General features: G+C 54.5%; 16 protein-coding genes and 1 tRNA gene. 2 read left to right on the forward strand and 15 right to left on the reverse strand.

The features are described from left to right. Positions 1-156 precede the first annotated feature (156 nt). From ACOTZC_RS17015 to proB, 5 genes are all read right to left on the reverse strand, one after another. On the reverse strand, positions 157-753 hold the full coding sequence (locus ACOTZC_RS17015) for a hypothetical protein (RefSeq protein ID WP_077226802.1): 597 nt from the start codon (positions 751-753) through the stop codon (positions 157-159). A 68-nt stretch (positions 754-821) separates the two neighbouring features. After that, positions 822-2,036 carry a tyrosine-type recombinase/integrase gene (locus tag ACOTZC_RS17020; RefSeq protein WP_072139887.1) on the reverse strand — a complete coding sequence of 405 codons (1,215 nt, stop codon included), beginning with the start codon at positions 2,034-2,036 and terminating at the stop codon, positions 822-824. 166 nt (positions 2,037-2,202) lie between these two features. After that, positions 2,203-2,278, reverse strand: a tRNA-Thr gene (locus ACOTZC_RS17025). 111 nt (positions 2,279-2,389) lie between these two features. After that, positions 2,390-3,643 carry a glutamate-5-semialdehyde dehydrogenase gene (gene proA, locus ACOTZC_RS17030; protein WP_248161594.1) on the reverse strand — a complete coding sequence of 418 codons (1,254 nt, stop codon included), beginning with the start codon at positions 3,641-3,643 and terminating at the stop codon, positions 2,390-2,392. Positions 3,644-3,654: 11 nt separating this feature from the next. Next, positions 3,655-4,758, reverse strand: a complete 1,104-nt coding sequence (gene proB, locus ACOTZC_RS17035; RefSeq protein ID WP_023310508.1) for a glutamate 5-kinase — start codon at positions 4,756-4,758, stop codon at positions 3,655-3,657. A gap of 304 nt (positions 4,759-5,062) precedes the next feature. On the opposite strand from proB, the gene phoE reads away from it, so the two are divergent. Beyond that, the gene (gene phoE / locus ACOTZC_RS17040; protein ID WP_045356222.1) at positions 5,063-6,115 is read left to right on the forward strand and encodes a phosphoporin PhoE; all 1,053 of its coding nucleotides are present in this window, start codon (positions 5,063-5,065) and stop codon (positions 6,113-6,115) included. Positions 6,116-6,266: 151 nt separating this feature from the next. Here the strand turns inward: phoE and crl are convergent, their stop codons facing one another. From crl to gpt, 3 genes are all read right to left on the reverse strand, one after another. Continuing rightward, positions 6,267-6,668 carry a sigma factor-binding protein Crl gene (crl, locus tag ACOTZC_RS17045; protein ID WP_023310506.1) on the reverse strand — a complete coding sequence of 134 codons (402 nt, stop codon included), beginning with the start codon at positions 6,666-6,668 and terminating at the stop codon, positions 6,267-6,269. Positions 6,669-6,725: 57 nt separating this feature from the next. Next, a complete protein-coding gene (gene frsA / locus ACOTZC_RS17050) occupies positions 6,726-7,970 on the reverse strand; it encodes an esterase FrsA (RefSeq protein ID WP_109846588.1) in 1,245 nt (414 codons plus the stop codon). Between the two features lie 104 nt (positions 7,971-8,074). Beyond that, complete coding sequence (gene gpt, locus ACOTZC_RS17055) at positions 8,075-8,533, reverse strand: xanthine phosphoribosyltransferase (protein WP_010427903.1); 459 nt, start codon at positions 8,531-8,533, stop codon at positions 8,075-8,077. A 261-nt stretch (positions 8,534-8,794) separates the two neighbouring features. Between gpt and pepD the strand changes: the two genes are divergently transcribed. Then, positions 8,795-10,252: a cytosol nonspecific dipeptidase gene (gene pepD / locus ACOTZC_RS17060; protein WP_045400541.1), complete on the forward strand. Its 1,458-nt coding sequence runs from the start codon at positions 8,795-8,797 to the stop codon at positions 10,250-10,252. A 76-nt stretch (positions 10,253-10,328) separates the two neighbouring features. Here the strand turns inward: pepD and dinB are convergent, their stop codons facing one another. The 7 genes from dinB to ACOTZC_RS17095 all read right to left on the reverse strand — a co-directional run bounded on the left by dinB (position 10,329) and on the right by ACOTZC_RS17095 (position 16,190). Next, positions 10,329-11,387, reverse strand: a complete 1,059-nt coding sequence (gene dinB, locus ACOTZC_RS17065) for a DNA polymerase IV (RefSeq protein WP_045400538.1) — start codon at positions 11,385-11,387, stop codon at positions 10,329-10,331. Between the two features lie 109 nt (positions 11,388-11,496). Further along, complete coding sequence (gene nqrM / locus ACOTZC_RS17070; protein ID WP_023615899.1) at positions 11,497-11,700, reverse strand: (Na+)-NQR maturation NqrM; 204 nt, start codon at positions 11,698-11,700, stop codon at positions 11,497-11,499. Then, positions 11,700-12,923 (reverse strand): NADH:ubiquinone reductase (Na(+)-transporting) subunit F, encoded by a 1,224-nt coding sequence (gene nqrF, locus ACOTZC_RS17075; RefSeq protein ID WP_047174671.1) that lies wholly within the window; start codon positions 12,921-12,923, stop codon positions 11,700-11,702. Before nqrF ends, nqrM begins: the two co-directional genes overlap by 1 nt. Positions 12,924-12,933: 10 nt before the next feature. Further along, positions 12,934-13,530: an NADH:ubiquinone reductase (Na(+)-transporting) subunit E gene (gene nqrE, locus ACOTZC_RS17080; RefSeq protein ID WP_008500255.1), complete on the reverse strand. Its 597-nt coding sequence runs from the start codon at positions 13,528-13,530 to the stop codon at positions 12,934-12,936. A 6-nt stretch (positions 13,531-13,536) separates the two neighbouring features. Then, positions 13,537-14,175, reverse strand: a complete 639-nt coding sequence (locus ACOTZC_RS17085) for an NADH:ubiquinone reductase (Na(+)-transporting) subunit D (protein WP_014882676.1) — start codon at positions 14,173-14,175, stop codon at positions 13,537-13,539. After that, entirely contained in the window at positions 14,168-14,962 is a 795-nt protein-coding gene (locus ACOTZC_RS17090; RefSeq protein WP_023310500.1) for a Na(+)-translocating NADH-quinone reductase subunit C, read from the reverse strand. Before ACOTZC_RS17090 ends, ACOTZC_RS17085 begins: the two co-directional genes overlap by 8 nt. Further along, positions 14,955-16,190, reverse strand: a complete 1,236-nt coding sequence (locus tag ACOTZC_RS17095) for an NADH:ubiquinone reductase (Na(+)-transporting) subunit B (protein WP_047653269.1) — start codon at positions 16,188-16,190, stop codon at positions 14,955-14,957. Before ACOTZC_RS17095 ends, ACOTZC_RS17090 begins: the two co-directional genes overlap by 8 nt.

The following is a 16,190-nucleotide window of genomic DNA, read 5'->3' on the forward strand; positions in this document are numbered from 1 at the left end:
GAAGTCTAATGTGGTCTACGAGGTATATTTCAGCAAAAACATGCGGGTAGTTGTGGAAGTCACGGTAAATCAGTTGGAAGCAGCGCCTCCACTGAAATAGAAGTACGGCCAGAAGTTTTAGAACCTGAGGATCGTCTTTTTGGAAATCCTTACGAGCTATTTGGAAGCGTATGTGTTCAGAGCTTCATTAATTAGCATAGTCAATGCCTTATCTGTCACATCGATGCCATCGCCATGCTCCAATATGCTTCTTGAAGCACTTCTAGCAACTTCGGATTTGTTCAAATTTTTACCGCGAACATATTTGCCACCTGATTTTTCAAGCGCAATAGCCATTCCAGCGATCAGTTTTAACGCTGTATCTTTACCAGCAAACTCGCCCCACACGCTTCGTAAAGGCTGGTACTTTTCGCTAGAGCTATCTGGATCACATCCAAACCAACTATCTGTAGCTGATATTTCTTTTACAGCCCAAGGCCAAATATCATTGGAATAAAAATCAGCTCCAGTGATATCTCCGCCAGGTGAGTTAGACCATGTTCTCTTGGGATGTAGTTCTTCTGCGTTTACAGCACTCAAAATTATCCTCAAGTAACTGGAAGCAATGTTGTAAATCTCAGGAGGGAATTTAGCTTTCAACTCATCTAAGCGTGAACAACTGTACACGCCAGCCATAGCCATTGCAGCCTGCTCAGCAGTGACCACACGTTGTCGGCGAAGATGATGGGGCATGTTGAGGATGTTTTCTCGCATAAAAGCTTCCTGCTAACGATAGTCTACAGAAGTCTACTACTGTCAATTAGCACTGTCTATACATACAGTTAAGCGCTTTTCCCAAACGTTCCATGCACGACATTTTCGCCGTTTTCTAACGCTTCCATATAGTCGGCATACCACTGGAGCATTTCGCGGCGACCATCCAGATACTGCGCATGGTTGTACGTACCTCGGATAGAGTTTTTGTCGACGTGTGCCAGCTGCGTTTCTATCCACGCGGTGTTGTAGCCCTGTTCGTGCAGGATGGTACTCATGGTGTGCCGGAAACCGTGCCCGGTGACTTTTCCGTTATAGCCAATCCGCTTAAAGACTTGGTTTATGCTGGCTTCACTCATTGTTTTTCGCGGATCGTTACGGCCAGGGAACATAAGCGGGTAATTGCCTGTTAGCTCTTGGAGCTGGCCAATAAGCGTAAGAGCTTGCCTGGACAACGGTACCACATGAGGGCGACGCATTTTCATGCGTGAGGCTGGTATTTCCCAGACGGCCTTACTGATATTGATTTCATCCCAAAATGCCCCGCGGAGTTCGCCGGTACGCAAGCCGGTGATAATCAGCAGACGAGCAGCCAAAACTACTAACGCGCTTCCTGTATATCCTGACAACGCCTTGAAGAAATCAGGCAATTCTTTCGGTGTGAGGAAAGGATAATGATTGGACTCATGCCCTTGCATGGCGCTGGTGAGATCCGGAGCGGGGTTATACTCAGCACGCCCGGTGACTATTGCGTAACGGAAAACTTCCCCGCAGCGCTGCCTAACTTTTTTGGCCTTTTCAGTAGCGCCGCGCCCCTCAATGCGCCGCAGCACATTCAACAGTTCAAGCGGTTTGATATCGGCTATTGGTTTTTTGCCAATGTAAGGGAACACATCTTTGTTGAAAGCCTCCAAGATGTCTGAAGCATACCCAGCAGACCATTTTTTTAGTTTGCTGCTGTGCCACTCAAGGGCAATATCTTTGAAGGTGTTGTTTAACTGCGTTTCACGGGCGATCTTCTCTTCCCGTTTCGCTTCCATAGGATCGATACCCCCAGCGATACCCCTTTTGGCTTCTTCACGTTTTGCCCGAGCATCGGCCAATGTGACTTCAGGATACACACCCAGCGCTAACAGCTTCTCTTTGCCGGCTACACGATACTTGAGCCGCCAGTATTTGCCGCCATTAGGTTTAATCAGGAGATACAAACCACCACCATCAGCCAGCTTGTAAGGCTTATCTTTAGGTTTGGCGGTGTCCACCTGCCGGGCGTTTAGTTTCACTTGGGGGTACCTCCTCTAGACCGAACAGCATATACCCCCATAAGTACCCCCAAACGACTGTAGATTTCAGGGAACTTTAGTAGACGTGGAAATACTAAAAGGGGCTGTAAAGCGCAGAGTATAAGGGGTTCCAGTGAACTTTAGTAGACTTGGGGAGACGTTAGAATGGTGCCGATAATAGGAGTCGAACCTACGACCTTCGCATTACGAATGCGCTGCTCTACCAACTGAGCTATATCGGCCCTGAGAGGCCGGTTACGAGCGTAACCACGGGGCAAAAGGTTAGATCTATCCGGGTGATGCGTCAATGCCCTTTTGAATCAAACGGCTATTTTTGCATCACCCGTGATTATTTACGCACGAATCGTATCGTCGCCGAAGCCGATCCACTTGTACGTGGTCAGCGCTTCCAGCCCCATCGGGCCGCGCGCGTGCAGTTTCTGCGTGCTGACCGCCACCTCTGCGCCGAGGCCGAACTGGCCGCCGTCGGTGAAGCGGGTGGAGGCATTCACATATACCGCTGAAGAATCCACTTCGTTCACGAAGCGATCGGCATTGCGCAGGGTGCGCGTCAGGATCGCGTCAGAATGCTGCGTGCCGTGTTCACGGATGTGCGCAATGGCGTCGTCGAGATCGGCAACGATTTTCACGTTCAGATCCAGGGACAGAAACTCATCGTCGTACTGCTCCGCATTTACGGGAACAACGTTAGCCGGGCCATCCTGAAGCAGCGCGAGCGTGCTGGCGTCAGCGTGCAGCGTCACGCCGCTCTCTGCCATCTGTTTGCTCAGAGCCGGCAGGAAGGTGTTCGCAATATCCTGATGCACCAGCAGCGTTTCTACGGTGTTACAGGTGCTTGGACGCTGGGTCTTCGCGTTCACTATAATCTTCAGCGCCGGTGCAATCTCCGCACTGTCGTCCACCACGATATGACACACGCCAATACCGCCGGTGATCACCGGAATCGTCGACTGCTCGCGGCACAGCTTGTGCAGGCCCGCGCCACCTCGTGGGATCAGCATGTCGATGTATTTATCCATGCGCAGCATTTCGTTGACCAGCGCGCGGTCCGGGCTCTCAATTGCCTGCACGGCACCCGCAGGTAAGCCACACTCTTCCAGCGCCTGCTGAATGACTTTCACCGTCGCAGCGTTGGTGCGCCATGTCTCTTTCCCACCGCGCAGAATAGCGGCGTTACCGGTTTTCAGGCACAGGGACGCAACATCCACCGTCACGTTTGGACGAGCTTCATAAATAACGCCGATAACGCCGAGCGGCACGCGGCGGCGCTCCAGGCGTAAACCGCTGTCGAGCAGCCCACCGTCGATCACCTGCCCTACCGGATCGGCCAGATTGCAGACCTGACGCACATCGTCGGCGATGCCTTTCAGGCGTGCCGGCGTCAGCGCCAGACGGTCGAGCATCGCTTCGCTCAAACCGTTACGACGCGCTTCCAGTAAATCCTGCTCGTTGGCGAGCAAAATCTCCTGGGACTGTGATTCCAGATAATCAGCGATTTTTTCCAGCACGCGGTTTTTCTCGCGGCTGGAAAGGAGCGCCAGTTTATAAGAGGCAGCCTTCGCGGCAGCGCCCATTTGTTCCAGCATGTTCTGGCTCCTTAACGAATAATCATGTCATCGCGATGCACGGCAACCGGACCATATTCATAGCCCAGAATGGCGTCGATCTGCTGCGAGTGGTGACCCGCGATGCGGCGCAGAGCATCGCTGTTGTAACGGCTTACGCCGTGGGCGATGTCGCGGCCTTCGAGGTTACGGATACGGATCACTTCACCACGAGAGAAGTTGCCTGTCACGCTTTTAATTCCTTTAGGAAGTAATGAACTTCCTCGTTCCAGAATCGCGGCGGTTGCCCCTTCATCGACGACGAGTTCGCCAGCAGGAGGCGCGCCAAATATCCAGCGCTTGCGGTTTTCCAGCGGGGATTCCTGGGCGTGGAAGCGGGTGCCGACGGAGATACCTTCCATTACGTCGCCAATCACGCCGGGGCGGCTGCCCGCTGCAATGATGGTGTCGATACCGGCGCGGCACGCGACGTCAGCGGCCTGCAGCTTGGTCCCCATACCGCCCGTTCCGAGGCCTGAAACGCTGTCACCGGCGATGGCGCGCAGCGCATCGTCGATGCCTTGAACGTCGGTAATCAGCTCGGCTTCCGGATTCGAGCGCGGGTCGGCGGTGAACAGCCCCTGCTGATCGGTCAGAAGCAGTAATTTATCGGCACCGGCCAGAATCGCGGCCAGCGCCGAGAGGTTATCGTTATCACCCACTTTTATTTCAGCGGTAGCAACGGCATCGTTCTCGTTAATGACCGGAACAATGTTGTTGTCCAGCAGCGCGCGCAGGGTATCGCGGGCGTTCAGGAAGCGCTCTCTGTCTTCCATATCCGCACGCGTCAGCAGCATCTGCCCGACGTGGATGCCATAGATAGAGAACAGCTGTTCCCAGAGTTGAATGAGTCGGCTTTGCCCCACGGCGGCCAGCAGCTGTTTGGAGGCGATCGTCGCGGGGAGCTCGGGGTAACCCAAGTGTTCACGCCCGGCGGCAATCGCCCCGGAGGTCACAATCACAATACGATGCCCTGCGGCATGTAGCTGAGCGCACTGACGTACAAGCTCGACAATGTGGGCGCGATTTAGGCGGCGCGATCCGCCTGTTAAAACACTGGTACCGAGTTTTACCACCAGCGTCTGGCTGTCACTCATGATTCTCTGCCGTTCAACGATAAGGGAAAGTAATGTCGAACGAACGTTTTAGCAGGAGTCAGCCCCGTTGCCAACTGCCTTAGCACATCGCGAAACACTTTGTTGCGCGGGATCAGGAAGCGTAGCGGGGGAATTTGACACTTTTATTACCGAAATAATAAATCACAGTTTTTTAAAATTATTCTTAGTTTGTCATAAAAGTTTCATTCCAGAACGATAAAACCCTTCCTGTTTTTTCACGGGACTTAGGCATGAGCTTATCGTCCAGCGAATTTTTTAGCGCGTTTATAAGACAGGATCGAAAATGAAAAAGAGCACTCTGGCATTAATGGTTATGGGCGTAGTGGCTTCTGCATCCGTTCACGCAGCTGAAGTTTATAATAAAAATGGTAATAAGCTGGACGTGTACGGCAAAGTGAAAGCCATGCACTACATCAGCGATGATGCCACCAAAGATGGCGATCAGACTTACGTTCGTTTCGGTTTTAAAGGCGAAACGCAGATTAACGATCAGCTGACGGGCTATGGCCGTTGGGAATCTGAATTTGCAGGTAACAAAGCTGAGAGCGACTCCTCTCAGAAGACGCGTCTGGCGTTTGCTGGTCTTAAGCTGAAAAACTTTGGTTCACTGGATTACGGCCGTAACCTGGGTGCCCTGTATGACGTCGAAGCATGGACCGATATGTTCCCTGAATTCGGCGGTGACTCTTCCGCACAGACCGATAACTTCATGACCAAGCGTGCTACCGGCCTGGCGACCTACCGCAATACCGACTTCTTCGGCGCGGTTGACGGTCTGGACATGACGCTGCAGTACCAGGGCAAAAACGAAAACCGTGACGCCAAGAAACAGAACGGCGACGGTTTTGGTACCTCTCTGACCTATGACTTCGGCGGCAGCGATTTCGCCGTCAGCGGCGCCTACACCAACTCTGACCGCACCAACGCTCAGAACCTGCTGGCACGTGGCCAGGGCCAGAAAGCAGAAGCCTGGGCAACCGGTCTGAAATATGATGCGAACGATATTTATCTGGCTGCGATGTATTCTGAAACCCGCAATATGACGCCAATTTCCGGTGGGTTTGCTAATAAAGCGCAGAACTTTGAAGTGGTCGCACAATATCAGTTCGACTTCGGTCTGCGCCCGTCCCTGGGCTATGTCCAGTCTAAAGGCAAAGATATTGAAGGTATTGGCGACGAAGATCTGGTGAAATATATTGACGTTGGCGCGACCTATTACTTCAACAAAAATATGTCCGCGTTTGTTGATTATAAAATCAACCAGATTGACGACAAAAATAAACTGGGCGTGAGCAGCGATGACATCGTTGCCCTGGGTATGACCTACCAGTTCTGATGATGTGAAATAAAAAAACCGGCTTGATGCCGGTTTTTTTATTGTCGGGGATTCATGCTGTCTGGTGCCCTCACCCCGCCTCTCTCCCACAGGGAGAGGGAGAATTTGTAGGCCGGGTAAGGCGAAGCCGCCACCCGGCGCTGTGACACCATCAGGCAGTCAGCTTCACCGCTTCGCTGGAAAAGTCATCCGCGGGTTCGAACTTGAGATCCAGGGTAGCCAGCAGCGCGCGTGCCTTATCGTGAAACTCTTTTAGCGTATATTCCAGGCGGTCAATCACTTCCTGATCTTTAATCGTGGTCGCCTGCCAGTTGCCGTCTTTATTAAACAGGCCAAACTGGTAGCTATACGTAAAGCGTTTTTCCTCTGCTTCCATTTCCATCCACCAGCCCCAGAATTCACGTTTTTCGGGTGCAGGCTTCACGTTGACGCATACAGCCAGGCAGTCGAAAAAAAAGCGATTCTCTTCACACTGCTCTTCTCGAATATACGGGCCGAGAGCCATAAACTTCTTAATCAGTCTACTTTTCGGGTGTCCACTCGGTAACGTCATTGCGATCTCCTTTTGTGAAGCCACTGTTTTACCAAACCAGCGAAATTTAGCAATCTATTAACACAATCTCTGAGCGATCCAGCGCGTAATCTCTTTCAGTGATTTGTCGAAATTCTGATAGACCGGGCTGAACGGCACCTCAAGCAATTTGCCATCCGCAGATGACGAAGTGATTAATCGCGACTCTTCTTCCGGGCTGAACGGATCGTTTTTCCAGAACCCTGACAACATCGGCGTTGGGCAGCGACGTCCCAGCAGCCCCTGCGTTTTTAACGAGTAGCGATTGAGCTCAACCCGCAGCGCTTCGTCTGATGCATCATGCATGCCAAGGCGGCTGGCCAGCACATCAAGGTACATTTCAGGTACGCTCCCCTGGCGTGCAGGATCGCTGAGCAGAGCGTGTACGACCGGGCCGAGGCAGGCGACGGCTTTCAGACGAGAAGATTCAAGGTAAGCCAGACGCACCGCGACGTTCGCGCCGAAACGGAAGCCGAAAGCCGCCACGCGGGTGTGGTCAACCCACGGAATGTTTTCCAGCGCTTTGAGCGCATGCTGGTGCAGCAGGCTGGAATCCTGCGTCAGTTTCCATTTGGATGAGAAACCAATTGAAGGCATATCAAGCGTCAGCATCGCGATCCCTTTTGGTGCGAAGTAGCGCTCATACAGGCTGTAATAATCAATTTGCAGCGAATCCAGCCCGCCGCACATGAGGACGGTCGGGAACGGGCCGTCGCCTTCCGGCATATGCAGGAACCCGGTGACGGGTGCGCCACCTGGAATGCTGAACTCAAGCTCGCGCATTTGGCCCGGCAAACGCTGCGCCGCCTCTTCATAAGCACGGTTCGCCAGCGCCTGGGCCTGCTCTGCCAGCTCATCGCCTTTTAGATGCGGATACGCGGCGATGGCGTAGAGATTGGCCGCATGCAGCCAGTGCTTGCCGCTGCGCGTGGCGTCCTCTTCCTGGCTGGCTTTTTGCTGCCAGAGCATCGCCTGCTTAGACCACTCGTAGATCCAGTTTCCGCCACGGTAGCCCACCACCGTATCGTAAAGCTCGCTGTCGGTGCGTTCAGATTCGCTCATCACGATACGTGCCTGCACGTCAAGGATTTCACGGGGGTCAATACCGCGCCAGATCCACATCAGGCGGTTAATCATGCGATACCAGTGAGGCACGTTTTTACCGTCTAACGCGGACTGGACGGCAGGCTGGGTACCCGGATTAAAGCGACGCACCAGCGTCGACGTTTCAGGGTGTTTGAAACGGGGTTTGAAGAGAGTCTCGGTGAGATTCGCCTGCGTCATTGCGTTGCCTCCATGAATACGTCATATGAAGACTATTGTAACGCGTGGCAGGCCAAAAAGAACAACGCCCGACATAGCCGGGCGTGTAAAGTTACGTACTGGTATTAACGGCCTGAAATAGGCGGTACGAAGACCACGCCCATATCCCATGGCTGTTCAATCCAGGTGTCCTGCGGGATATCAATCACGTAATCGTCAACCAGCGGGCGGCCAGCAGGCTTCGCGAAGATAGTGACGAAATGTGCTTTCGGATACATTTCGCGGATAGCAACCGCAGTACCACCGGTATCTACCAGGTCATCAATAACGATGAAACCTTCGCCGTCGCCTTCCGCACGTTTCAGCACGGTCAGCTCACGCTGGTTGTCATGGTCATAGCTGGAGATGCAAACGGTATCGACATGACGAATACCCAGCTCACGTGCCAGCAGCGCCCCCGGTACCAGACCGCCACGGCTGACGGCAATAATGCCTTTCCACTGTTCGGAAGGCATCAGACGCGCAGCCAGTTTGCGTGCGTGAATCTGCAACATGTCCCAGGTGACGACGTATTTTTCGCTCATGTGAAGTGTCCCAGCCTGTTTTTATACGGCTTAAAAAAGTGTTCGAGGGGGAAATAGGTTGCGCGAGATTATAGAGATCTGACGCACTAAAAACCAGTGTTTAGCGCCCTCTGCCTGAGTTTTTACATGCTTTATGCTACCAGCCAGCAGAGAAAGTGGTATTCTCAGTTTCATCTCGCAAGCCTGACTTGTGGTAACTATTAACCTGCTAACCCTGTGACCTGCAACCCTGTTTGCAGCGCCTCGACAAGGAGACTTATCGTGTCTGAACTGTCTCAATTATCTCCGCAGCCGCTGTGGGATATTTTTGCGAAAATCTGCTCCATTCCACACCCTTCCTACCATGAAGAACAGCTTGCCGAACACATTATGGGCTGGGCGAAGGAAAAAGGTCTGCATGCTGAACGTGACCAGGTTGGCAACATTCTGATCCGCAAACCTGCTACCGCAGGGATGGAAAACCGTAAACCGGTTGTGCTGCAGGCGCACCTGGACATGGTGCCACAGAAGAACAACGACACCGTTCACGACTTCACCAAAGACCCGATTCAACCGTACATCGACGGCGACTGGGTGAAAGCACGCGGCACCACGCTGGGCGCGGATAACGGCATCGGTATGGCCTCTGCGCTGGCCGTGCTGGCCGACGACAGCGTTGAGCACGGTCCGCTGGAAGTGCTGCTGACCATGACCGAAGAAGCGGGCATGGACGGCGCGTTCGGTCTGCAGGCGAACTGGCTGCAGGCGGACATCCTGATCAACACCGACTCTGAAGAAGAAGGTGAGATCTACATGGGCTGCGCGGGCGGGATTGATTTCATCTCTACCCTGCCGCTGTCGCGCGAAGCGATTCCTGCGGGCTTCCAGACTTTCAAGCTGACGCTGAAAGGGCTGAAGGGCGGCCACTCCGGCGGTGATATTCACCTGGGGCTGGGTAACGCCAACAAGCTGCTGGCGCGCTTCCTGGCAGGCCATGCGGCCGAGCTGGATTTGCGTCTGGTGGACTTCAACGGCGGTACCCTGCGTAACGCGATTCCGCGCGAAGCGTTTGCCACCGTGGCGGTTCCCGCGGCAAAAGCGGACGAGCTGAAAAAACTCTCCAGCGTATACCTGGATATTCTGAAAAACGAACTGTCGGCGAAAGAGAAAAACCTGACCGTAGTGCTGGAATCTGTATCTACAGATAAAGCCGCGCTGACCGCGCAGTCTCGTGACACCTTCGTTCAGCTGCTGAACGCGACGCCAAACGGCGTGATCCGCAACTCTGACGTGGCGAAAGGCGTGGTGGAAACCTCACTGAACGTGGGCGTGGTGACCATGAGCAACGACAGCGCGGAAATCATCTGCCTGATCCGCTCTCTGATCGACAGCGGTAAAGAGTATGTGGTGAGCATGCTGGAATCTCTGGGCACGCTGGCGGGCGCGAAAACGTCTGCAAAAGGCAGCTACCCGGGCTGGCAGCCGGATGCAAGTTCTCCGGTGATGGCGCTGGTGCGTGAAACCTATCAGCGTCTGTTCAACAGCACGCCGAACATTCAGGTGATCCACGCCGGTCTGGAATGTGGCCTGTTCAAGAAACCGTATCCGGACATGGACATGGTGTCCATCGGGCCAACCATTACCGGCCCGCACTCGCCGGATGAGCAGGTTCATATCGAAAGCGTTGGTCACTACTGGACGCTGCTGACTGAGCTGCTGAAAGCGATCCCTGTTAAGTAATATCCTCACCCCAGCCCTCTCCCAAAGGGAGAGGGTGAAAAACGTAGGCCCGGTAAGCTTAGCGCACCGGGCTTTTTTACAATCCCAAAACCAGCTGTCGCTCTAACTGCGGATCCAGCAGCGTGACGTGCAATCCCACCAGCCTCACCCCTCGCCCGCCCCGGCGCTCTTCCCATGCCTTTTTCGCCGTCGCAATGAGATCGTCCTTATTCAGACGCGGCCAGACGTGTTCCTGCGTGGTCTGCTGGAAGTCGTTGAATTTTAATTTGATACCCTGACGGGCAATCAGCAGGTCCGGCTTCACCTTGCTTAAGCGTCGTTCCAGCTCCGGGTAAAGCTGTTCCGTGATAATGGTTTCGCATTCGGACCAGTCATGAATATCTTCACTGAGGGTGCGCTCAACGCCGACGGATTTTCGTAGCCGTTCGCTGTTCACATCGCGATCGTCAATCCCCTGGCTGCGCTCCCACAGCACGCGGCCAAACTTTCCAAAGCGCTTGAGCAGCATGGCGAGATCGCTTCGCTGCACATCTTCGCAGGTCCGTAGCCCCATGCTTTCCAGCTTTGCGGCGGAGACTTTTCCTACCCCAGGTATTTTGCCAAGCGGCAGCGTTTTCAAAAACGCCGGCACCTCGTCAGGCGTAATGACGTATTGACCGTTGGGCTTATTTAAATCGGAGGCAATTTTGGCGAGAAATTTCACGGGCGCGACGCCCGCCGAAGCCGTCAGATTCAGCTCGTTGAAAATCGTCTGGCGGATCTCCTGCGCCATCAGCGTGGCGGAGCCGTGGCAGTGCAAGCTGTCGGTCACATCCAGATAGGCTTCGTCCAGCGACAGCGGCTCGATCAAAGAAGTATAGCGGGAGAAGATTTCCCGAATATGGAGGGAAGCCTCTTTATAGGCTTCAAAACGGCCGGGCAGAAGCGTGAGATGAGGACAAAGCTTTAAGGCCATCGCCGTCGGCATCGCGCTGCGCACGCCAAATTTGCGCGCAGGATAGTTGGCGGTGCTGATGACACCACGCTGAACGCGGCTGCCGCCAATGGCGATGGGAATATCCCGCAGCGCCGGGTTGTCACGCATCTCCACTGCGGCAAAAAAGCAGTCCATATCGACATGGATTATTTTGCGCATAGTAAGCCCTCACTCATCACTGGATAAGTATACAGTAAACAAATGAGGGTTGAGAAGCAGATGTGAGAACGCCGGGTGGCGGCTTTGCCTTACCCGGCCTACAAAAAAATTAAATAATGCGCTGCTGTTCGCGGGCCATCCTTTTCTTCCGCGCATCGCACGGTTCCGGGCAGTCGCAAACCTTTTCCATCCCAATAGAGGAAATACCGCCGCAGCTGCCCTGAATGCTTTTCCGCTTAACGATCCAGCCTAACGACATGCCGAAGATGACAAGCACAAACACCACAAAGGTTGCCAGAAACGTCAGCATCATCAGCCTCCAAAGTCATCGAGCAAGATGTTCTCATCTTCGACACCGAGATCTTTCAGCATCTTAATCACGGCGGCGTTCATCATCGGCGGACCACACATATAGAACTCGCAGTCCTCAGGCGCCGGGTGCTGTTTGAGGTAGTTTTCATACAGCACGTTGTGGATGAACCCCGTATAGCCCGTCCAGTTATCTTCCGGCTGCGGATCGGAAAGCGCCACGTGGAAGGTAAAGTTCGGGTTTTCACGCGACAGCTGTTCAAACTCATCTTCATAGAACATCTCGCGCAGCGAGCGCGCTCCGTACCAGAAGCTGATCTTACGCTGGCTACCCAACCGCTTGAGCTGGTCAAAGATGTGCGAGCGCATCGGGGCCATACCGGCACCGCCGCCGATAAACACCATTTCCGCGTCGGTATCTTTCGCGAAGAACTCCCCGAACGGGCCGGAGATCGTCACCTTATCGCCAGGCTTCAGGGACCAGATGTATGACGACATGACGCCCGGCGGTGCATCCGGCACATTCGGTGGCGGCGTGGCGATACGCACGTTGAGCATGATGATGCCCTTCTCTTCCGGGTAGTTGGCCATCGAGTAGGCGCGCAGCGTCGGCTCTTTCACCTCAGATACAAAGCGGAAGAGATTGAATTTGTCCCAGTCGGCGCGGTACTCATGCGGCACGTCAAAGTCCGCATAGGCCACAGCGTGCTCCGGGCACTCAATCTGAATGTATCCTCCGGCGCGGAACGGGACATGCTCGCCTTCCGGCACCCGCAGCTTCAGCTCTTTAATAAAGGTGGCTTTGTTATCATTAGAGATAACCTCGCACTCCCATTTTTTGACGCCGAAGATCTCTTCCGGCAGCTCTATCTTCATGTTCTGACGCACCGCGACCTGGCAGGCCAGACGACAGCCCTCTTTTGCCTCACGCTTTGTGATATGCGCCAGCTCGGTTGGCAGAATATCGCCACCGCCCTCTTTTACCGTCACGCGGCACTGCCCGCAGGAACCGCCGCCGCCGCAGGCTGAGGAGACAAAAATGCCGTTACCGGAGAGCGTGTTGAGCAGCTTGTCTCCCGCCGGCGTGCGGATCTGATTCTGCGGCTCGTCGTTAATATCAATGACCACGTCGCCGGAATTCACCAGCTTCGCGCGCGCCGCCAGAATAAGCCCTGACAGCACCAGTACAATCAGCGTGAACATCACCACGCCAAGGATAATTTCCATCTGTTTGCCCTTATAGCTGCACACCGGAGAAGGACATAAAGCCCAGCGCCATCAGCCCGGTGGTGATAAAGGTGATCCCCAAGCCACGCAGACCCGCAGGCACGTTGGCATACTTCATTTTCTCGCGGATCCCCGCCATGGTGACAATCGCCAGCATCCAGCCGATGCCGGAACCAAAACCGTACACTACGGATTCGCTGAAGTTGTAATCACGCTGCACCATAAACGAGACGCCGCCAAAGATGGCGCAGTTCACCGCGATCAGTGGCAGGAAGATCCCCAGCGCGTTGTAGAGCGACGGGAAATACTTATCGAGGATCATCTCGAGGATTTGCACCAGCGCCGCGATCACTCCGATAAAGGTGATGAAGTTCAGGAAGCTGAGATCAACTCCTTCCACCAGCGCGCCGTCCCGCAGCACAAAGTTGTACACCAGATTGTTAATCGGTACAGATAAGCCGAGCACCACGGTGACCGCGATACCGAGACCAAATGCCGTCGACACTTTTTTGGAAACCGCAAGGAACGTACACATGCCGAGGAAAAACGCGAGCGCCATGTTTTCAACAAACACCGCCCGCACAAACAAACTCAGGTAATGAGCCATTGTCGGTTACTCCTTTTCCTGCTGTTCTGGCTTCAGCGTACGAATCAGCCATATCAACAAACCGATAATGAAAAATGCGCTAGGAGCCAGCAGGAACAGGCCGTTTGGCAGATACCAGCCGCCGTTCTGCACCGTGTCCAGCACCGTGATGCCAAACAGCTTGCCGCTGCCAATCAGCTCGCGCAGGAACCCAACGGTCAGGAGGATCACGCCGTAGCCAAGGCCGTTGCCGATGCCGTCCATAAAGCTCGCCAGCGGCGGCATTTTCATGGCGTAGGCTTCCGCACGCCCCATGACGATACAGTTGGTAATGATCAGCCCGACAAACACCGAGAGCTGCTTTGAGGTTTCATAGGCGAAGGCGCGCAGCAGCTGATCGACCACGATCACCAGCGAGGCGATGATCGCCATCTGTACGATGATCCTCACGCTGTTGGGAATGTGGTGGCGGATCATCGAGATAAACATGCTGGAGAATGCCGTGACCAGTGTGACCGCCAGCGTCATCACCACCGCCGTTTCCAGCTTGGTCGTTACCGCCAGAGCGGAACAGACGCCCAGCACCTGGAGCGTGATCGGGTTATTGGCTAACAGTGGGCCAATGAGCACCTTTTTAACTTCTTTCAGTTCACCGGTATCAGCCATTGTTCAGCGCTCCTTCACGTACGTTTTTCAGGAAAGGACCAAAGCCCAGCTCGCCCATCCAGAAATCAAAACTGTGCTGCACGCCTTTTGATGTGAGCGTAGCGCCGGAAAGCCCGTCAACGGCGTAGTCGTCACCGGGACGTGCCGCCCCTTTCATCACCTTCAGCGCAGGCAGACCGTTATCGTCGAGCACTTTCTTGCCGACAAACTGTGCCCGCCAGTTAGGGTTCTCAACTTCGCCACCCAGCCCCGGCGTTTCGCCCTGGTCGTAATACGTAATGCCTTTTACGGTGCGCCCATCGGTATCAAGGGCCACAAACGCGTACATCATTGACCACAGACCGTTACCGTAAATAGGCAGTACCACTTCCTGAATACGTTTTTGGGGGTCGCGAACCAGATAGATTTCGGCCAGGTTGCTGCGACGCTTAATCCCGGCGGGATCTTGCGATGCCTCCAGCGTCAGGCTCATCTGCGGATCTTTAAGCGCCAGCGCCTGGTTGAATTTTGCCGGGTCTTTATCCAGCAGTTCACCCGTTTTTAAATCCACCAGACGCGCCGAAATACGTTCAGCAAAGACGGCCGAAACGTCATCTGCGCTCATTCCTTCCTGCATCAGCCCGGCAACGGCAAGAATGTTGCGCTGTTTATCCAGCGCACGTTGCTCCTGCTGCAGGGGTTTTAACCCCACGGCGGAACCGGCCACGACAATAGAACAGACCAGACAGAGCACCAGCACCACCAGCAGCGTTTTGCTGATGCTGTCGTTATTTTTAACCTCAGCCACGCGCCTTCCTCCGCTTAATGTTGGCCCGCACCACCAGGTAATCGAAGAGCGGCGCAAACAGGTTGGCAAACAGAATGGCCAGCATCATCCCTTCCGGATACGCCGGGTTGACCACGCGGATCAGAACGCACATCGCGCCAATGAGCACGCCATAGCTCCATTTACCTTTATCTGTAAACGAGGCAGAGACGGGGTCGGTGGCCATAAACATCATGCCGAACGCGAAGCCACCCAGCACCAGATGCCAGTACCACGGCATGGAGAACATCGGATTGGTGGTCGAACCGATAACGTTGAACAGGGTGGCGGTCAGCACCATGCCGATCATCACGCCCGCAACGATCCGCCAGGAGGCCACGCGACCAAAAAGAATGATCGCGCCGCCAAGCAAAATCATCAGCGTAGAGACTTCTCCGATAGAGCCCGGAATATTGCCAATAAAGGCATCAAACCAGGTGACTGGCTGACCCGTTGCGTTGTTAACCAGCGTTTCGCCGCCGTGTGCCGCCCACTGTGAAAGCGGCGTCGCGCCGGAAAAACCGTCTGCCGCCGTCCACACGAGGTCGCCCGAGATTTGCGCCGGATAAGCAAAGAACAGAAACGCGCGTCCCGCCAGCGCCGGGTTGAGGAAGTTCCGACCGGTGCCGCCGAAGATCTCTTTGGCTATCACCACGCCAAAGCTAATGCCCAGCGCCGCCTGCCAGAGCGGCAGCGTCGGGGGAACAATCAGGGCAAACAGGATAGAGGTAACGAAGAAGCCTTCGTTGATCTCATGTTTACGGATAATGGCAAACAGCACTTCCCAGAAGCCGCCCACGATAAATACCGTGATGTAAATCGGCAGGAAGAACACCGCGCCCAGCGTCATCATGCTCAGCCAGCCCGCATCTGCGGCGAAGCTCACCCCTAACGACTGGGCCAGACGGTAGTGCCAGTCGGACTGGATCACCTGCGCCAGCTGCTGTGCATCGTACATGTGGTGAAGCGCCGGAATGGTCTGCAGGCCGACGTTATACATACCCCAGAACATCGCCGGGAAGACGGCAAACCACACCAAAATCATCATGCGTTTCAGGTCGATGGCATCGCGAACGTGCGCCGCCCCCTTCGTCACCAGGCCCGGCGTGTAGAAAATGGTCGTCGTTGCTTCATATAACGGGTAGTACTTTTTGAGCTTCCCTTCGGTAAAGTGCGGCTCAATTTTTTCAAAGAGGTGTTTTAAGCCCAT

It is taken from the genome of Enterobacter cloacae complex sp. SHL009 (genome assembly GCF_049237205.1).
In the GTDB taxonomy this organism is placed as follows: domain Bacteria; phylum Pseudomonadota; class Gammaproteobacteria; order Enterobacterales; family Enterobacteriaceae; genus Enterobacter; species Enterobacter cloacae_M.